At 76.0% G+C, this 20,274-nt stretch carries 3 protein-coding genes; 2 read left to right on the top strand and 1 reads right to left on the bottom strand.

The genetic code is table 11. The annotated features are described in order from the left end of the window. Positions 1-51 precede the first annotated feature (51 nt). Positions 52-15,510 (top strand): type I polyketide synthase, encoded by a 15,459-nt coding sequence (locus JK359_RS10935; protein ID WP_201834398.1) that lies wholly within the window; start codon positions 52-54, stop codon positions 15,508-15,510. A gap of 34 nt (positions 15,511-15,544) precedes the next feature. Further along, complete coding sequence (locus tag JK359_RS10930) at positions 15,545-19,765, top strand: type I polyketide synthase (RefSeq protein WP_201834396.1); 4,221 nt, start codon at positions 15,545-15,547, stop codon at positions 19,763-19,765. Positions 19,766-19,893: 128 nt separating this feature from the next. On the opposite strand, the gene JK359_RS10925 is transcribed toward JK359_RS10930, so the two are convergent. After that, the gene (locus tag JK359_RS10925) at positions 19,894-20,148 is read right to left on the bottom strand and encodes a hypothetical protein (RefSeq protein ID WP_201834394.1); all 255 of its coding nucleotides are present in this window, start codon (positions 20,146-20,148) and stop codon (positions 19,894-19,896) included. Positions 20,149-20,274 lie beyond the last annotated feature (126 nt).

Below are 20,274 nucleotides of genomic sequence, written 5' to 3'. Positions count from 1 at the left end.
CACCCCGGCCGCACCGCAGCCCACCTCTTCGCACAGGAGTGGCGACACCCGATGACCAACGACGAAAAGCTGCTCTCCTACCTCAAGCGGGTCTCCACCGATCTGGCCCAGACCCGCCAGCGGCTGCGTGAGGTGGAGACCCAGGACCGGGAACCCATCGCCATCGTCGGGATGAGCTGCCGCTTCCCCGGCGGCGTCAGCACCCCGGAGGAGTTCTGGCGGCTCGTCCACGACGGCACCGACGCCATCGGTGACTTCCCCGACGACCGAGGCTGGGACGTCGAGGGGCTGTACGACCCGGACCCGGACGCCACCGGCCGGACCTACCTCAAGAAGGGCGGGTTCCTCGCCGACGCGGCCGGCTTCGAACCGGACTTCTTCGGCATCAGCCCCCGCGAGGCGGTCGCGATGGACCCCCAGCAGCGACTGCTGCTGGAGGTGTCGTGGGAGGCCCTGGAACGGGCCCGGATCGCCCCCGACTCGGCGCACGGCGCCCGGATCGGGGTGTTCGCCGGTACCAACGGCCAGGACTACAAGGACCTGCTGGCGCGGACACAGGACAGCGAGACGGCGCTCGGCACCGGCGTGCTGGCCGCCGTGCTGTCCGGCCGCATCTCCTACACCCTGGGCCTGGAGGGCCCCGCCGTCACCATCGACACCGCCTGCTCCTCGGCGCTCGTCGCGGTGCACCTGGCCGTACAGGCGCTGCGCGACAAGGAATGCACCCTCGCCCTGGCGGGCGGCGCGACCGTGATGTCCACGCCGGGCAACTTCATCGCCTTCTCCCGGCAACGGGGCCTCGCCCTGGACGGCCGCTGCAAATCCTTCGCGGACGCGGCGGACGGCACCGGCTGGAGCGAGGGCGCCGGCATGCTCGTGCTCGAGCGGCTCTCCGACGCGCGCCGCAACGGGCACGAGGTGCTGGCCGTCGTCCGTGGCTCCGCCGTCAACCAGGACGGCGCCTCCAACGGCCTGACCGCGCCGAACGGGCCGTCCCAGCAGCGCGTCATCCGGGCCGCACTGGCCGCCGCGCACCTCGGCCCGGCCGACGTGGACCTGCTGGAGGCACACGGCACCGGCACCACCCTCGGCGACCCGATCGAGGCCCAGGCGCTGCTCGCCACCTACGGACAGGACCGGCCCGCCGACACCCCGCTGTGGCTCGGATCGGTCAAGTCCAACATCGGGCACACCCAGGCCGCGGCCGGTGTCGCCGGCATCATCAAGGCGGTCATGGCGATCCGGCACCGGGTCCTGCCCAAGACGCTGTTCGCCGACGAGCCGTCCTCCAAGGTCGACTGGGGCCAGGGCCAGGTCCGCCTGCTGACCGGCAACCGGCCCTGGACCGACCCCGGCCGGCCCCGCCGGGCCGCGGTCTCCTCCTTCGGCGCCAGCGGCACCAACGCACACACCATCCTCGAGGAGGCCCCGGCCGGGGAACCGGCCGAACCCGGCCCCCGTACGGCGCCGCCGCTGGTGCCATGGGTGGTCTCCGGCCGGACCGGGCACGCCCTGCGCGAGCAGGCCGCCCGCCTGGCCGCCGCCGCGGGCGAGCTGGACCCGGTGGACGTGGCGCACTCGCTGGCGGCCACCCGCACCGCCCACCAGTACCGGGCCGTGGTCCTCGGCACCGACCGCGCCGCGCTCCTCACCGCCATGACCGGGGTCGCCGAAGGCGGACCGGGTGCCGCCTCGGGCCGCGTCCGCAAGGGACAGACCGCGTTCCTGTTCACCGGACAGGGCTCCCAGCGCGCCGGCATGGGCCGGGAACTCCACGCGCACTTCCCGGTGTTCGCCCGCACCTTCGACGAGATCTGCGCGCTCTCCGGCGACGGCGAGCTGCGCGCCCTCGTCCTCGGTGACGACCCAGGGCCGCTGGACCGGACGGCCCGCACCCAGACCGCGCTGTTCGCCTTCGAGGTCGCCCTGTACCGGCTCGTGGAGTCCTGGGGCGTCAGGCCGGACTACCTGGCCGGCCACTCCGTCGGCGAGATCGCCGCCGCCCACGTCGCGGGCGTCCTCGACCTGAAGGACGCGACCACACTGGTGGCCGCGCGCGGCCGGCTCATGCAGGCCCTGCCCGAGGGCGGCGCGATGATCGCCGTACGCGCCACCGAGGACGAGGTCCGCCCGCTGCTCACCGAGCGGGTCGGCATCGCCGCCGTCAACGGCCCCGGCTCCGTGGTCATCTCCGGTGACGCCGCCGAGGCCGAGGCGGTGGCCGCCCGCTTCGGCAAGAGCCGCCGGCTGACGGTCTCCCACGCCTTCCACTCCCCGCTCATGGAACCGATGCTGGCCGGGTTCCGGTCGGTCCTGGAGTCCCTGACCTTCCACCGGGCCACCGTCCCGGTCGTCTCCAACGTCACCGGCGCCCTCGCCACCCACGACATCGCCACCCCCGACTACTGGGTGCGGCACGTGCGCGAAGCCGTCCGTTTCCACGACGGGATACGCTCCCTCGCCGCCGCGGGCGTCACCCGCTTCCTCGAACTCGGCCCGGACGCCGTCCTGACGGCCATGGCCCGCGAATGCCTGGCCGCCGACGGCACGGACACCGACGCCGTACTGGCCGCCGCCACCCGCCGCGAGCGCGACGAGACCGAGACCCTGCTCACCGCCCTGGCCCAGCTGTACGCGGGCGGGGCCGCCGTGGACTGGACGGCGCTGTTCACCGGGGCCCGCACCGTCGACCTGCCGACCACCGCCTTCCAGCGCGACCGGTTCTGGCCCGAGACGGCCGCACCGGTCGGAGACGTCGGCTCCGCCGGCCTGGACTCCGCCGACCACCCGCTGCTCGGCGCGGCCACCGTGCTGGCCGGCTCCGACGGCGCCGTGCTCACCGGCCGGCTCTCGGTGCGCACCCACGCCTGGCTCGCGGACCACGTCGTCGGCGGCCGAGTCGTCGTCCCGGGCACCGCCATGGTCGAGCTGGCCGTCCGCGCCGGCGACCAGGTCGGCTGCGCCCGCCTGGAGGAACTCGCCCTGGAGGCACCGCTGGTGCTGCCACCGGACGACGGCACGCGCGTCCAGGTCGCCGTCGGCGCCCCCGACCCGTCCGGCACCCGCACGCTGCACGTGTACGCCCGCGCCGAGAGCCTGCCCGCCGACGAGCCCTGGACCCTGCACGCCTCCGGCCTCCTCGCCGCAGGCACCGACACCCCGGGCACCCGCCTGGACGACTGGCCCCCCGAGGACGCCGAACCCCTCGACACCACCGGCCTGTACGAGCGGCACGCCGCCGCCGGACTGGAGTACGGACCCGTCTTCCAGGCCCTGACGGCCGCCTGGCGGCGCGGCGACGAGGTGTTCGCCGAGGTACGGCTGCCCGAGCGGCCCGCCGCCGACGCGCCCCGCTTCGGCCTGCACCCCGCCGCCTTCGACGCGGCCCTGCACTCCCTGGCCCTGCTCGGCGACGGATCCGCCGACGACACCGCCCGGCTGCCCTTCGCCTTCGAGGGCGTCACCCTGCACGCGGTCGGCGCCTCCGTGCTGCGGGCCCGGCTGGTGCCCGCGGGCCCGCACGCCGTCGCCGTCGACCTGGCCGACGCCACCGGCACGCCCGTCGCCACGGTCACCTCGCTCGCCTCCCGGCCCCTCACCAACCTGCGTGCCGCGCGGGACACCAGCGCCGACGCCCTGTTCACGCTGGACTGGCAGCCGCTGCCCCTGGACGCCGACGCCCCGGACACCGGCCACCGGGTGCTGCACAGCGCACCGGGCACGGACGCCACCGCGGTGCGGGAGGCCCTGCACAGCGCGCTCGCCGCCCTCCAGGACGACGACCCCCGCCCGCTGGTCGTCGTCACACAGGGCGCGGTGAGTGCCGCGGGGGAGGACGTCCGCGATCTGGCGGGCGCCGCCGTGTGGGGTCTGGTGCGGTCCGCGCAGTCGGAGAACCCGGACCGGTTCGTGCTGCTCGACGCCGAACCCGGCGCGGACGCCGCCGCCGTACTCCCGGCCGTACTCGCCACCGGGGAACCACAGATCGCGCTGCGCTCCGGCGCCGCACGCGCCGCCCGCCTGGTGCGCGCCGAACTCCCCGCACAGGCACCGGAGCCGGCCTTCGATCCCGAGGGCACCGTCCTGCTGACCGGTGCCACCGGCGGCCTCGGCCCGGTGTTCGCCCGGCACCTGGTCACCGCGTACGGCGTCCGGCACCTCGCGCTGCTCAGCCGCTCGGGCCGGGCGGACGACCTGATCGCCGAACTCGCCCGGCTCGGCGCGACCGCGACCGCCCACGCCTGCGACGTCGCCGACCGGGACGCGCTCGCCGCCGTCCTGGCCGGCATCCCCGCCGAGCACCCGCTCACCGCCGTCGTCCACGCCGCAGGCGTCCTGGACGACGGCGTGGTCTCCTCGCTCACCCCCGAGCGGATCGACGCGGTCCTCGCGCCCAAGGCGCTGGGCGCCCTGCACCTGCACGAGCTGACCGCCGGCCTCGCGGCGTTCGTGCTGTTCTCGTCCGTCGCCGGCACCGTCGGCGCCCCCGGCCAGGGCAACTACGCCGCCGCCAACGCCTTCCTGGACGCCCTCGCCGCCCACCGCCACGCCCACGGCAGCCCGGCACTGTCGCTGGCCTGGGGGCCGTGGGCCCCGTCCGGCGGCATGACCGGCTCCCTGGACGAGGCCGACCGGGCCAGGATGGCGCGCGCGGGCATGACCGCCCTGTCCGCCGCGGAGGGCACCGCGCTGTTCGACCGGGCGGTGCGGGCCGGCCGCCCCGCCCTGGCGCCGGTGCGGCTCAGCCCGCCCGCGCTGCGCGCCCAGGGCAGCGGACTCGCGCCCGTCCTCCGCGCGCTGGCCGGCCGGCCGGTACGCCGGGCCGCGGCGGCCGAGGGCGCCGACGGCACCTTCGCCGAGCGGATGGCCGCACTCGGGGACGAGGAGCGCGCCGAGGCACTGCTGCACACGGTCCGCGCCCACGTCGCCGCCGTGCTCGGGCACACGGACCCGGCCGGAGTGGAGACCGACCGGGCCTTCAGGGACCTCGGGTTCGACTCGCTGGCCGCGATCGAACTGCGTAACTCCCTCTCCGCCGAACTGGACCAGCGGCTCGCCGCCACCCTCGTCTTCGACCACCCCTCGCCCGAGGCGCTCGCCGCCCACCTCGGCACCCTGGTCGGCGGCGCCCGGACCGGGGTCCGCCGGGGCAGCCGGCGCGGCGGCACGGGCCGCGCCGACGAGCCGCTGGCGATCGTGGGTCTGGCCTGCCGCTACCCGGGCGACGTCCGCACCCCCGAGGACCTGTGGCGGCTCGTCGCCGACGGCACCGATGCGATCAGCCCGTTCCCCGCCGACCGGGGCTGGGACGTGGACCGTGTCGTCGACCCCACCCGCCGGCGGCCCGACACCTCCTACGTCGGCGAGGGCGGATTCCTGCACGGCGCGGGCGAGTTCGACGCCGCCTTCTTCGGCATCAGCCCCAAGGAAGCCCTCGTCATGGACCCGCAGCAGCGGCTGCTGCTGGAGACCTCCTGGGAGGCCCTGGAGAGTGCGGGCATCGACCCGCACACCCTCAAGGGCAGCCGCACCGGCGTGTTCGCCGGCGTCCAGTACCACGACTACTTCGGCAGCTTCGGCTCCGGCAGCATCATCTCCGGCCGCATCGCCTACACCCTGGGCCTGGAGGGCCCCTCGCTGTCCGTCGACACCGCCTGCTCCTCCTCGCTGGTGGCGCTGCACCTGGCCGCCCAGTCGCTCCGGCAGGGCGAGTCCGCCCTCGCGCTGGTCGGCGGCGTCGCCGTCATGGCCACCCCGGAGACGTTCATCGAGTTCAGCCGGCAGGGCGCGCTCGCACCCGACGCACGCACCCGCGCCTTCGCCGACGCGGCGGGCGGCACCGTCTGGGGCGAGGGCGTCGGCGTCCTGGTCGTGGAACGCCTCTCCGACGCCCGCCGCAACGGGCACGAGGTGCTGGCCCTCGTCCGCGGGACGGCCGTCAACCAGGACGGCGCCTCCAACGGCCTCACCGCCCCCAACGGCCCCTCCCAGGAACGCGTCATCCTCGAAGCCCTGGAGAACGCCCGCCTCACCACCGCCGACGTGGACGTGGTGGAGGCCCACGGCACGGGCACGACGCTGGGCGACCCGATCGAGGCGCAGGCCCTGCTGGCCACCTACGGGCAGGAGCGCGACCAGCCGCTGTGGCTGGGATCGGTCAAGTCGAACATCGGACACACACAGGCCGCCGCCGGTGTCGCGGGCGTCATCAAGATGGTGATGGCGATGCGCAACGGCGTCCTCCCCAAGACCCTGCACGTCGACAGGCCGTCCACGAAGATCGACTGGGAGGCCGGTGAGGTACGGCTGCTCACCGAGCAACGGGACTGGCCGCAGCAGCGCCGGCCGCGCCGGGCCGGTGTCTCCTCGTTCGGCATCTCCGGCACCAACGCCCACGTCATCCTCGAACAGGCCCCGCCCGTCCCCGCCCAGCCCGGACGCACCGCCCCGCCCGTCCCCGCCGAGCCCGGAGGCACCGCCCCCCAGGGCCTCGCCGTGCCGTGGCTGCTCACCGCCAAGACGCCCGCCGCGCTCGCCGGCCAGGCCGCCGCACTCCTCGGCCACCTCGACACGCACCCCGGACTCGACCCGTCCGACATCGGCTGGTCCCTGGCCACCACCCGGGCCCGCTTCGCGCACCGCGCCTCGATCACCGGGGCCGACCCGGCCGAGCTGCGCGGCGCCCTGGCCGCGCTGGCCGACGGCACCACCGCCCGCAACCTCGCCGAAGGCACCGCGCCCGGCCGCGCCCGGCCCGTGTTCGTCTTCCCCGGCCAGGGCTCCCAGTGGCCCGGCATGGCCACCGCACTCCTCGAAGAGTGCCCGGCGTTCGCCGCCCGCATGACCGAGTGCGCCACTGCCCTGGCACCGCACACCGACTGGGACTTCCCCACCGAGCTGCGCGGCGATCTCGACCGCGTCGACGTCGTCCAGCCGCTGCTGTGGGCCGTCATGGTCTCCCTGGCGCACACCTGGAGCACCTACGGCGTCACCCCGGCCGCCGTCATCGGCCACTCGCAGGGCGAGATCGCCGCGGCCTGCGCGGTCGGCGCCCTGTCGCTGGAGGACGGTGCCCGCGTCGTCGCCCTGCGCTCCCGGGCCATCGCCGAGCTGCTGTCCGGCTCGGGCGGCATGATGTCCGTCGGTGAGGGCGCCGACGCGGTCCGCGCCCGGCTCGCCGCCTGGGACGGCCGGCTGTCGGTCGCCGCCGTCAACGGCGCCGCCTCCACGGTGGTGTCCGGCGACTCCGACGCCCTGGACGAACTCCTCGCACGGCTCCGTAAGGAGAAGGTCCGTGCCAAGCGCCTGCCCGTGGACTACGCCTCCCACAGCGCCCACGTCGAGACCCTGCGCGAACGCCTGGCGGACGTCCTCGACGGCATCGAGCCGCGCAGCACCCGGGTGCCGTTCTACTCGACGGTCACCGGCGGCCCGGTCGACACCGCGGAACTCGGCGCCGGATACTGGTACACCAACCTGCGCGGAACCGTGCTGTTCGAGCAGGCCGTACGGGCCGCCGTCGCCGACGGACACCACCTGTTCGTCGAGTCCAGCCCGCACCCCGTGCTGACCGTCGGCATCCAGGAGACCGACGACGCCGTGGCCGCCGTCGGCTCCCTGCGCCGCGACGAGGGCGGCCGGGGCCGGCTGCTGACCTCCCTGGGCGAGGCCTTCACCCAGGGCGCCACGGTCGACTGGACCGCCGTCGCCGAGGGCCGCCGGCCGCGCCGCGTCCCGCTGCCCGGGTACGCCTTCCAGCACGAGCGGTACTGGCTCGACAGCACCGCGAGCGGCGCCGACGTCACCTCCGCCGGCCTCGCCCCCACCGACCACGCCCTGCTCGGCGCCGCGATGGTACGGGCCGACAGCGAGGGCGCCGTCCTCACCGGCCGCCTCTCCCCGGGCACCCAGCCGTGGCTGGCGGACCACCGGGTCGGCGGCCGGCTGCTCTTCCCCGGCACCGGCCACCTGGAACTCGCGCTGCGCGCAGGCGACCAGGTCGGCTGCGGCGACATCGCCGAACTCACCCTGCACGCACCGCTGGTCCTGCCCGACCACGGCGCCGTCCAGCTCCAGGTCGTCGTCGGCCCGCCCGAGGGCGAGACCCGCCCGGTCGCCATCTGGTCGCGTCCGGAGGACCCCGACGAGGACCTGCCGTGGACCCGGCACGCCGACGGCCTGCTCGCCCCGACCGGCACCCTCCCGGACACCGGCGCCCCGGCCACCGGCGACCCCGCCACCGCATGGCCCCCGCAGGGCGCCGAACCCGTACCGCTGGACGGCCTGTACGACGAACTCGCCGCCCTCGGTCTCGGCTACGGCCCGCTGTTCCAGGGCCTGCACGCCGCCTGGCGCGACGCCGACGGCCTGTACGCGGAGGTCGCCACCGACGCCGTACCCGACGGCTTCGGACTGCACCCGGCCCTGTCGGACGCCGCCCTGCACACCGTCGGCCTCACCGGCGCAGCGGGCGACGAGGCCCTGCTGCCCTTCGCCTGGTCCGGGGTGCGGCTGTACGCCACCGGCGCGACCGCGCTGCGCGTCCGCGTCCGGCCCACCGGCGAGGGCACGGTCTCGCTCACCCTCGCCGACCCCACGGGCGCACCCGTCGCCACCGTCGACTCGCTGACCCTGCGCCCCCTCAGGACCGAGGCGCTGGAGGCCGCGGCCCGTTCGGCCCGCGCCGGCGCGCTGTACCGCGTCGACTGGACACCGGCCCCGGCAGCGACCGTGGGCACGCCGGCACCGGAGGTGGTCCGCGCCCCGGCCGGTGTGACGGCCGCCGAGACCCGGGCCGCCGTCGGCACCGTCCTGGACGAGCTGCGCACCCGGCTCGCGGACGACGCCGCGGCGGGGGGAGCCCCGGTGCCGGGCACCGCCCTCGTGGTCGTCACCGGCACCGACCCGGCCGGCGCCGCGGTCGGCGGCCTGGTCCGCTCGGCCCAGTCGGAGAACCCCGGCCGCATCGTGCTGGTCGAGTCCGCACAGGAGCTGCACGCCGAGGAACTGGCCGAGGCGGTGGCCACCGGCGAGCCGCATCTGGCGTACCGGGACGGCGGCTGGCTTGCGCCCCGGCTGGCCCGCGCCACCACGGACGAGCCGGATGCGGCCCCCGGCGCCGGAGCACCAGGTGCCGGGACCGTCCTGCTCACCGGCGCCACCGGTGCCCTCGGCCGGATCCTCGCCCGGCACCTGGTCGCCGAGCGGGACGTCCGGCACCTGCTGCTGCTCAGCCGCAGCGGTGCCACCGACGACCTGGTGGCCGAACTCACCGCCCTGGGCACCGAGGTGACGAGCGTCGCCTGCGACGTCGCCGACCGGGCCGCGCTCGCCGCCGTGCTGGACGCCGTACCGGCCGACCGGCCGCTGACCGCCGTGATCCACGCGGCCGGCGTCCTCGCCGACGGCGTGCTCGGCTCACTGACCCCGGAGCGCATCGACACCGTGTTCCGGCCGAAGGTCGACGCCGCCTGGAACCTGCACGAACTCACCGCGGACCTGGACCTGTCGGCGTTCGTGCTGTTCTCCTCGTCCGCCGCCACGCTCGGCTCGCCGGGCCAGGCGAACTACGCCGCCGCAAACGCCTACCTGGACGCGCTCGCCGTGCACCGCCGGGCCCTCGGACTGCCCGCGCACTCCCTGGCCTGGGGGCTGTGGGCACAGGCCGGCGGCATGACCGGCACCCTCGGCGAGACCGACCTCACGCGCATCGCCCGCGGCGGTGTCGCCCCCCTGGAGACCGCTGAGGGCGTCGCCCTCTTCGACGCCGCCCTGCGCGGCGACGACCCCGCCGTCCTGCCGGTGAAGCTGGACCTGGCCTCCCTGCGCGCCCAGGGCGACGGCCTGGCCCCGCTGTTCCGCGCCCTCGTGCCCGTGCGGCGGGCCGGTGCGGCCACCGGCCGGAGCGCGGCCGGCGGCGCCGACGCCCTGCGGGAGCGGCTCGCCGGGCTGCTGGAAGGCGAACGCGAACCGTTCCTCACCGAACTCGTGCAGAGCCACGTCGCGACCATCCTCGGCTACCGCTCCGCCCAGGACATCGGCCGCACCCTCGCCTTCCGGGAACTCGGCTTCGACTCCCTGGCGGCCGTGGAACTGCGCAACCGGCTCAACGCGGCCACCGGCCTCCGCCTGCCCGCCACCCTCGTCTTCGACCACCCGACCCCGGCCGAACTGGCGAGGCACCTGCACGGCGAACTCACCGGCACCCTCGCCGACGTCACCGCCCGCACCGCACCGCGGGACGCCGCCGCCGGCGAACCGATCGCCGTCATCGGCATGGCCTGCCGCTTCCCCGGCGGCATCGGCTCGCCCGAGGAGCTGTGGCGGATGGTGGCCGAAGGCCGCGACGCCGTCGGCGAGTTCCCTGCCGACCGCGGCTGGGACGTCGAGAACCTGTACGACCCGACACTGGACCGACCCGGCACCAGCTACACCCGGCACGGCGCCTTCCTCTACGACGCCGCCGACTTCGACCCGGCGTTCTTCGCCATGGACGACGAAGAAGCCCTCGTCACCGACCCCCAGCAGCGACTGCTGCTGGAGACCTCCTGGGAGGCACTGGAACGCGCCTCCATCGACCCCGCGAGCCTGCGCGGCTCCGACACCGGCGTGTTCGCGGGCGTGATGTACCACGACTACTTCGGCAGCTTCGGCTCCGGCAGCGTGGTCTCCGGCCGCGTCGCCTACACCCTCGGCCTTCAGGGACCGACCCTGTCCGTCGACACGGCCTGCTCGTCGTCGCTGGTGGCGCTGCACCTGGCCGCCCAGTCGCTCCGGCAGGGCGACTGCTCGCTGGCACTGGCCGGCGGAGTGACCGTCATGGCCACTCCGGGCACCTTCGTGGAGTTCAGCCGGCACCGCGGCCTGTCCCGGGACGGCCGCTGCAAGCCCTTCGCGGACGCCGCCGACGGCACCGGATTCGGTGAGGGCGCCGGCGTACTCCTGCTGGAGCGGCTCTCCGACGCCCGCCGCAACGGCCGCAGGATCCTCGCCGTGCTGCGCGGCACCGCCGTCAACCAGGACGGCGCCTCCAACGGCATCAGCGCCCCCAACGGCCCCGCCCAGCAGCGCGTCATCCGCCGCGCCCTGCACGCGGCCGGCGTCGGGGCGGGCGAGGTCGACGTGGTCGAGGCCCACGGCACCGGCACCACCCTCGGCGACCCCATCGAAGCCCAGGCGCTGATCGCCACCTACGGCGCCGAGCACACCGAGGACCGCCCGCTGTGGCTCGGCTCAGTCAAGTCCAACCTGGGCCACACCCAGGCCGCCGCAGGCGTCGCCGGCGTCATCAAGATGGTCGAGGCCATCCGCAACGAGACCCTGCCCGCCAGCCTCGGCATCGACCGGCCCTCGCGGCACGTGGAGTGGGAGGGCGGCAACGTCCGGCTGCTCGCCGAGTCCCGCCCCTGGCCCGACCCGGGCCGCCCGCGCCGCGCCGGCGTCTCCTCCTTCGGAATCTCCGGCACCAACGCCCACGTGATCATCGAGGCCGCACCAGCCGAGGAGCCGGCCCCGGAGCCCGCCCGCCCGGCCACCGGCACCGTGCCGTGGCTGCTCTCCGGGCACACCCCGGACGCCCTGCGCGCCCAGGCCGGCCGCCTGCTGGAGCACCTGTCCACCGTCCCGGACGCCGACCCGCACCACCTGGCCGGCGCGCTCGCCCACACCCGTACCCGGCTCGGCCACCGGGCCGCCGTCCTCGGCCGCACCCGGGACGAACTGACCGCCGGCGTCCGGGCCGTCGCGGAGGGCCGCACGCCCCAGGCCGGCGTCCTCGGTACCGCCGGCGACGGCCGGCTCGCCTTCCTCTTCTCCGGCCAGGGCTCCCAGCTGCCCGGCATGGGCACCCGCCTCGCCGCGTCCTTCCCCGCCTTCGCCGCCGCGTTCGACGAGGTCAGGGCCCACCTGGACCCACTCCTCGACCGGCCCCTCACCGACGTCCTGGACTCCGCCGAGCTGCTGGAACGCACCGCGTACACCCAGCCCGCGCTGTTCGCCGTGGAAGTGGCCCTGTACCGGCTGCTGGAGTCGTTCGGCGTGCGGCCCGACCTGCTCGCCGGGCACTCCGTCGGCGAGTTCGCCGCCGCCCATGCCGCCGGCGTGCTCGGCCTCGAGGACGCCTGCACGCTCGTCGCCGCCCGGGGACGCCTCATGCAGGCCCTGCCCGAGGGCGGCGCGATGATCGCCGTGCGCGCCACCGAGGAGGAGATCGCGCCCCTGCTGGGCGACGGCGTGGCGATGGCCGCCGTCAACGGGCCCGCGTCCGTCGTCGTCTCCGGCCCCGCCGGACCGGCCCGCGCCCTGGCCGCCCGCTTCGAGCACACCAGGGAGCTGACCGTCAGCCACGCCTTCCACTCCGCCCTGATGGACCCGATGCTGGAGGAGTTCCGCGAGATCGCCGCGTCCCTGTCGTACGGCACGCCGCGCATCCCGCTGGTGTCCACCCTCACCGGCGAACCGGCGTCCGGCGGCGAACTCGCCGGCCCCGACCACTGGGTGCGGCACGCCCGCGAGACCGTACGCTTCGCCGACGCCGTCACCGCACTGCACGGGGCCGGCGCCCGGCACTTCGCGGAGGTCGGCCCCGGCGGCGCGCTGACCGCGGCGGCGCGCGAGTGCCTGCCCGACGGGACGGCCGTCGTACCCCTGCTGCGCAAGGACCGCGAGGAGACCGAGGCCCTGCTCGCCGGGCTCGCCGCGCTGCACGTGCACGGCGCCGCCGTCGACTGGGCGGCCCTGCTGCCCCACCGCGACGGCTCGGACCTGCCCACCTACGCCTTCCGGCGCAGCCGCTACTGGATGACCGGTGACGTCGGCCTGCCGCGTCCGGCCGCCGACCACCCGCTGCTCGGCACCGCCGTCGAACTCGCCGGCGCCGACGGCACCCTGTACACGGGCCGGCTGTCCCTCGCCGACCAGCCGTGGCTGGCGGACCACGCCGTCGGGGGAGTGCCGCTGCTGCCGGGCACCGCCTTCGTCGAGATGGCCCTCGCCGCCGGCGCCCGCGTCGGCTGCGGCACGGTGGAGGACCTGACCGTCACCGAACCGCTCCTCCTGCCCGAGGACGGCGCCGTACGCCTGCAGTGCACGGTCGGCGAGCCCGACGCGACCGGCGCCCGCCCCTTCCACGTGTACGCCGCCGCGGCAGACGGCGACCCGTGGACCACCCACGCCACTGGCACCCTGCGGCCCGCCGGGGTAGAGCCCGCGCACGGCCTCACCGCCTGGCCGCCGCCGGGCGCCGAACCCGTCGCCCTGGACGGCGTCTACGACCGGCTGGCGGAGCTGGGCGCCGGCTACGGGCCCCGCTTCCAGGGCCTGCGATCGGCCTGGCGGCGTGGTGACGAGGCGTACGCCGAGGTCGCCGTCCCCGCCGACACCGCCGCGTTCGGCCTGCACCCCGCGCTGTTCGACACCGCCCTGCACACGATCGGGCTGCGCGCCGGAGCCGGGGCACGCATGACGCTGCCCTTCGCCTGGAACGGGGTCGAGCTGTACGCCCGCGGCGCGACCGCCCTGCGGGTGCGCATCGCCCCGGCCGGCACGGGCGCGGTGCGCATCGAGGCCGCCGACGAGACCGGCCGGCCGGTGCTGCGGGTGGCGTCCCTGTCGCTGCGCGAGGTGGACCCCGAGCGGATCGCCGCTGCCGCCGCGGGCGGACACGAGGACCTCTTCGCCCTCGACTGGGTGCCCGTCCCCGTGCCCGCCGCCCCCCAGGCCGGACACTGGACGGTGCTCGGCCCCGGCCGGCACGAACTGGCCGGCGCGCTGGCCGGGGAGGTCGCCGAGGCCGACGTCGCCGACGGCCTCGCCGAGGCCGCCGGACAGGCACCCGACACCCTGGTCCTGCTCCACACCGGGGGTCACGGACCGGACGGGACCAGGGCCGGTGCCGGGCAGTTGCTCGCCCTGGTGCAGGACTGGCTGGGCGACGCCCGCTTCGCCGGCACCACGCTGGTCGTGGCGACGCGCGGAGCCGCCGGCCCCGGGGACGTCACCGATCCCGGCGCCGCCGCCGCGTGGGGCCTCGTCCGCTCCGCCCAGGCCGAGCACCCCGACCGGCTGGTCCTCGCCGACCTGGACGACACGGACGCCTCCCGCCGCCTGCTGCCCTCCGCGGTCGCGACCGGCGAACCCCAACTGGCCCTGCGATCAGGAGAGTTGAGCGTGCCCCGGCTGGTGCGCGCTCCGCGCCAGGCCCAGCCCGCCCCGGCCGACTGGTCCGGCGGGGTCCTCGTCACCGGCGGCACCGGCGCCCTGGGCCGGCTGGTCGCCCGGCACCTGGTGACCGCGCACGGCGCGGAGCGGCTGGTGCTGCTCAGCCGCGGCGGGCCCGAGGCGCCCGGCGCGGCCGGGCTCGCCGAGGAACTGGGCGCGCTCGGCGCCCGCGTCACCGTCGTCGCCTGCGACGCCGCCGACCGCGCCGCCCTCGCCCGGGCCCTGGACGAGTACCCGGTCTCCGCGGTCGTCCACACCGCGGGCGTCGTCGCCGACGCCGTCCTGACCTCGCTCACGCCCGAGCGGCTGGACGCGGTGCTGCGGCCGAAGCTGGACGCCGCCTGGCACCTGCACGAGCTGACCAGGGAGCGGCCGCTGACGGCGTTCGTGCTGTTCTCCTCCGCGGCCGGCCTGCTGGGCAGCCCCGGCCAGTCCGGCTACGCCGCCGGCAACACCTTCCTCGACGCCCTCGCCGCCCACCGCCGCTCGCTGGGCCTGCCCGCGGTCTCGCTCGCCTGGGGTGCCTGGGCGGGCAGCGGCGGCATGGCCGACCGGCTCGCCGGCACCGACGCCCGCCGCATCGCCTCCGGCGGTGTGCAGGCCCTCGACGCCCAGGCGGGACTCGCCCTGTTCGACACGGCGGTGGGCCGCGCCGAACCGGTCCTGCTGCCGGCCCGCCTGGACCTCGCCCCGCGCGAGGCCGCCCGCGTCGCCCCGCTGCTGCGCTCCCTGGTCCGGGCACCGCGCCCGACCGGCCCCGCGGCGCCGGCCGCCTCGTCGGCGCTGCGCCGCGAACTGTCCGGACTCACCCCCGAGGAGCGGTCCGAACGGCTGCTGCGGCTGGTGCAGGACGAGGCCCAGGCGGTGCTCGGCATCGAGGAGTTCGACGCCGGCCTGCCCTTCAAGGACCTCGGCTTCGATTCGCTGACCGCCGTGGAGTTCCGTAACCGGCTCAACGAGGCCACCGGCCTGAGGCTGACCGCCACGCTGGTCTTCGACCACCCCAGCCCGGCCGCGCTCACCGGCCACCTCGCAGCCGAGCTGGCCCCGCGCACCACGGACGGCCCGCGCGACGAGGAGGGCACCGTGCGGGCGGCGCTCGCCGCCATCCCGGTGGGACGGCTACGCGAGGCCGGCCTGCTGGACAGCCTGCTCGAACTGGCCGGACTGCGGGCCGTGCCGGAGCCGGCCGCAACCGGCGGACCCAGCCGCGCGTCGATCGACGCGATGGACGCGGAGAGCCTGATCGGCATGGCGCTCGACGGTCTCGTCGGGGACGACGACGCCCTGTGACGACGCCTGCGACCCTGCGACAAGGAAGAGGACCATGGCCGAGGCCGAGAAGCCGGACACCAGGATGGTCGAGGCACTGCGCGCCTCGCTGAAGGAGATCGAGCGGCTGCGGGAACGCAACCGTGAGCTGACCGCGGCGGCCCGGGAGCCCGTCGCCATCGTCGGCATGGCCTGCCGCTACCCGGGCGGCGTCCGGTCCCCCGAGGATCTGTGGCGTCTGGTCGCGGACGGCCGCGAGGGCATCACCCCGTTCCCCGACGACCGCGGCTGGGACCCCGGCCTGTACGACCCGGTACCGGGCGTGCCCGGCCGCTCCTACACCCGCGAGGGCGGATTCCTGCACGACGCGGGCGACTTCGACGCGGCCTTCTTCGGCATCGCCCCGAACGAGGCCCTCGTCATGGACCCGCAGCAGCGGCTGCTGCTGGAGGGCTCCTGGGAGGCACTGGAGCACGCCGGCATCGACCCCGTGACGCTCCGCGGCAGCCGCACCGGCGTCTTCGCGGGCGTCATGTACCACGACTACTTCGGCAGCTTCGGCTCCGGCAGCATCGTCTCCGGCCGGGTCGCCTACACCCTGGGCCTGGAGGGCCCGACGCTCACCGTCGACACGGCCTGCTCCTCCTCGCTGGTCACCCTGCACCTGGCCGCCCAGGCGCTGCGCCAGGGCGAGTGCACCCTGGCGCTGGCCGGGGGAGTGACGGTGATGGCCTCGCCGGGCACGTACGTGGAGTTCAGCCGGCAGGGCGCCCTCTCCGCGGACGGGCGGTGCCGCTCCTTCGCCGACGACGCGTCCGGCACCGGATTCTCCGAGGGGCTGGGCGTCCTGGTGCTGGAGCGGTTGTCGGATGCCCGGCGCAACGGGCACGAGGTGCTGGCCGTCGTGCGTGGTTCCGCGGTGAACCAGGACGGTGCCTCGAACGGGCTGACGGCACCGAACGGGCCTTCGCAGCAGCGGGTGATCCGGCAGGCGCTGGCGGCGGCCCGGCTGTCGGCCGCCGATGTGGACGTGGTGGAGGCGCACGGTACCGGTACGACGCTGGGTGACCCGATCGAGGCACAGGCGCTGCTGGCGACCTATGGCCAGGACCGGCCCGCCGGTGTCCCGCTGTGGCTGGGGTCGGTGAAGTCCAACATCGGGCACACCCAGGCCGCGGCCGGTGTCGCGGGCGTCATCAAGATGGTGCTGGCGATGCGTCACGGCGTGCTGCCGCGGACCCTGCACGTCGACCAGCCGTCCACCAAGGTCGACTGGGACGCCGGCGACGTGCGCCTGCTGACGGAACAGCGCCAGTGGCCCCGGACGGACCGCCCGCGCCGGGCCGGCATCTCCTCGTTCGGGATCAGCGGCACCAACGCCCACACCGTCATCGAGGAACCGGACCTGGAGGACCGTACGGACCCCGAGCCGGACCCCGAGCCGGACGCCCCGGCCGTCGTATGGCCTCTGTCCGCCCGTTCCGCGGCGGCCCTCCCGGCTCAGGCGGAGCGTCTGCACGCCTTCCTGGAGCAGCGGCCAGGACTGCACCCGGCGGCCGTTGCCCGGGCGCTCGGCACCCGGCGCACCGCGTTCGCCCACCGTGCGGCCGTCACCGGTGCCGACCGGGGCCGGCTCCTGAACGGCCTGCGTTCCCTCGCCGCCGGTGCGCCCGCCCCGACGGTAGCGACGGGCAGGGCACGGACGGGGACCCGCACGGCGTTCCTGTTCAGCGGACAGGGCGCCCAGCGCCTCGGAATGGGTCTCGAACTGCGCGCCCACTACCCGGTGTTCGCCGACGCGTTCGACGCCGTCGACGCCCGGCTCGGCCTGGACCTCGCCGGGCTGCTGGCGGGCTCCGACGCCGACGCCGTCCACCGCACGCAGTACGCGCAGACGGCGCTGTTCGCCTTCGAGGTCGCCCTGTTCCGGCTGCTGGAGTCCCTCGGCGTACGGCCCGACCTCCTGGCCGGGCACTCCGTCGGGGAACTCGCCGCCGCCCATGTGGCCGGCGTCGTCGACCTGGACGACGCCTGCACCCTGGTCGCCGCCCGCGGCCGGCTCATGCAGGCGCTGCCGGAAGGCGGCGCGATGGTCGCCGTGCAGGCCACCGAGGACGAGGTACGGCCGCTGCTCGGCCCCCGCGTCGGGCTCGCCGCCGTCAACGGCCCCGACTCCGTGGTCCTCTCGGGCGACGAGAAGGCGGTGCTCGCAGCCGCCGGGGGCTTCGCCAGGACCAAGCGCCTCGCCGTGTCGCACGCCTTCCACTCACCCCTGATGGACGGCATGCTCGACGAGTTCCGGGCAGTGGCGGAGAAGCTGACCTATCACCGGCCGGGCGTCCCGGTGGTGTCGGCCCTCACCGGCCGGCCCGCCGGCCCCGAGGAGCTGTGCGACCCCGGGTACTGGGTGCGGCACGTGCGGGAGACGGTACGGTTCGCCGATGCCGTGGCCGCGCTCACCGCCGCGGGGGCCGGCCGCTTCGTGGAACTCGGCCCCGACGCCGTGCTGACCGGCCTCGCCCGCGAGTGCGCGGAAGCCGACGGTACCGTCTTCGTCGCCCTCGGCAGGCGCCACGGGAGCGAGCCGGCGGCCCTCGTGTCCGGCCTGGCCCGCCTCCACACCGACGGTCTCACCCCCGACTGGGCGGCGCTCTTCCCCGGCACGGCACGCGCCGACCTGCCCACGTACGCCTTCCGGCACGAGCGGTACTGGCTCGACTCGGAGGTGGCCCTCACCGCAGCCCCGCTCGAGGACGCGGCCCGGACCGCCGCCCCACTGACGGACGCGGCCCGGACCGCCGCCCCACTGACGGACGCGGCTCGGACCGCCGCCCCACTGACGGACGCGGCTCGGACCGCCGCCCCACTGACGGACGCGGCCCGGACCGCCGCCCCACTGACGGACGCGGCTCGGACCGCCGGCTCGCTCGCGGACGTGGCCCGGACCGCCGGCTCGCTCGCGGACGTGGCCCGGACCGCCGGCTCGCTCGCGGACGTGGCCCGGACCGCCGGCTCGCTCGCGGACGTGGCCCGCTCCGCCGGCCCGGCGCCCGGCGCAGCCGCCCGGAGCGTGGCACCGTTGCGGCAGCGGCTGGCCGGCATTCCGGCCGCCGAGCAGGAGGCGCTGCTGACCGAGACGGTACGGGCCCTGGCCGCCGCGGTCCTCGGCCACGCGGGACCGGAGGCCGTCGAGCCCGATGCCGTCTTCCTGGAGATCGGCATGGACTCCGTCTCCGCGGCCGAGCTGCGCAACGCCCTCGGCGACACCCTCGGCTTCACCCTGCCCGCCGGCTCGGTCTTCGACCACCGCACACCGGCCGCCCTCGCCGCCGCCCTGCGCGGGCACCTGGCCGCCGGCGGGCCGGAACCGGACGACGGCGCGGGCGACCTCGAATCGGTCAGCGGGCTGGTGCGCCGCGCGGCGGCCGGCGGGCGCATGCCGCAGGCCATCGAACTGCTGCGTACCGTCGCGGAGATCCTGCCCGGCTTCGACTCCCTGACCGAACTCGGTGCCGTCGCCGACCCGGTCCGGCTGGCCGTCGCCGACCCGGTCCGGCTGGCCGTCGCCGACCCGGTCCGGCCGGCCGGCGGCGACGACGGCGGCGACGACGGCACACGGCTGGTCTGCCTGCCGTCGCCGATGGCCCTCGGCGGTGCCCACCAGTACGCGCGTTTCGCCCGGCACTTCCAGGGCCGCCGTGACGTCCTGGTGCCCACCGTGCCGGGCTTCGCCCCCGGCGAGGCGCTGCCGCGCTCGGTGGACGCGGTGGTGGAGGTGGTCGTCGAGGGCATCCGCCGGGCCTGCCCCGGCGAGCGGCCGTACGTCCTCGTCGGCTACTCCTCCGGCGGCCAGTTCGCCCACGCGGCGGCCGAGTTCATGGAGCGGGCCGGACGCCCGGCCTCCGGCGTGGTGCTGCTCGACACCTACCTGCCGGGGGACGACGGCAAGGACGAACTGTGGCGGCAGATGTTCGACGGCATGCTGGACCGCGAGTCGTCCCTCGGCGGCTTCGGCACCGCCCGGCTCGCCGCGATGAGCCGCTACAGCGATCTCATCCAGCACTGCATGCCGGGCGACCTGGCGGCGCCGGTGCTCTTCGTACGGCCCGAGGAATCCTTCGCCACCGGCACCGGTACCGACGACTGGCGGGCGACCTGGCCCGCCGCGCACCGGCCGGCCGACGTGCCCGGCACGCACTTCACGATCCTGGAGGATTTCGCCGACGCCACCGCCGCCGCCGTCGAGAAGTGGCTGACGAGCACGGTGACCGGCTGACCGGGACCCACGGGAAAACAACTCCCCGTATCCCACCGGAAACCGGTGACGGCCCCGCCCGGCCGGCGGAGGCCGGAGATGCCGCAAGGGCGCGATGGTCGAAAGGTCGTCCGCGCCCTGCGGCTTCTTCACTTGCCGGCTTGGCGGAAATGTGCCAGCCAGGCCTCGATATCACAGCGGATACTGTCCGGGTCCACGCCTAATTGCACGGCGATTTCATCCGCAGCCAATTCCGGCTGCCAGCCGCTGCGCTGGAGCGCCAGCCACATCGTCGTGCCGCGTGGGCCGCACCGGTGCCGCTTCCCGGTGCGCCGGGAGAGCAGCTCCAGATATCCGTCGGGCCGGACCTGCGCGGTCAGCTCGTGGTCAGGCCTCCTGGCCATGGGACTTCCCATCTTTCGTGGATTTCTGCGGACGGCTTCGAAGGTACCCGCCGACGCGCCGCGGGACACGGGCATCAACCGGCCCTTTCCCAGGGCAGCCAGATATGCGGACCAGGGTGGTGACAC

This window comes from Streptomyces actinomycinicus (assembly GCF_016741775.1).
Taxonomy (GTDB): domain Bacteria; phylum Actinomycetota; class Actinomycetes; order Streptomycetales; family Streptomycetaceae; genus Streptomyces; species Streptomyces actinomycinicus.
This window is presented reverse-complemented; position numbering and strand designations above follow the sequence as displayed.

Coding starts and splice junctions, on each gene's coding strand:
- JK359_RS10935 (WP_201834398.1), top strand. CDS start 52: ATGACCAACGACGAAAAGCTGCTCTCCTACCTCAAGCGGGTCTCCACC.
- JK359_RS10930 (WP_201834396.1), top strand. CDS start 15,545: ATGGCCGAGGCCGAGAAGCCGGACACCAGGATGGTCGAGGCACTGCGC.
- JK359_RS10925 (WP_201834394.1), bottom strand. CDS start 20,148: ATGGCCAGGAGGCCTGACCACGAGCTGACCGCGCAGGTCCGGCCCGAC.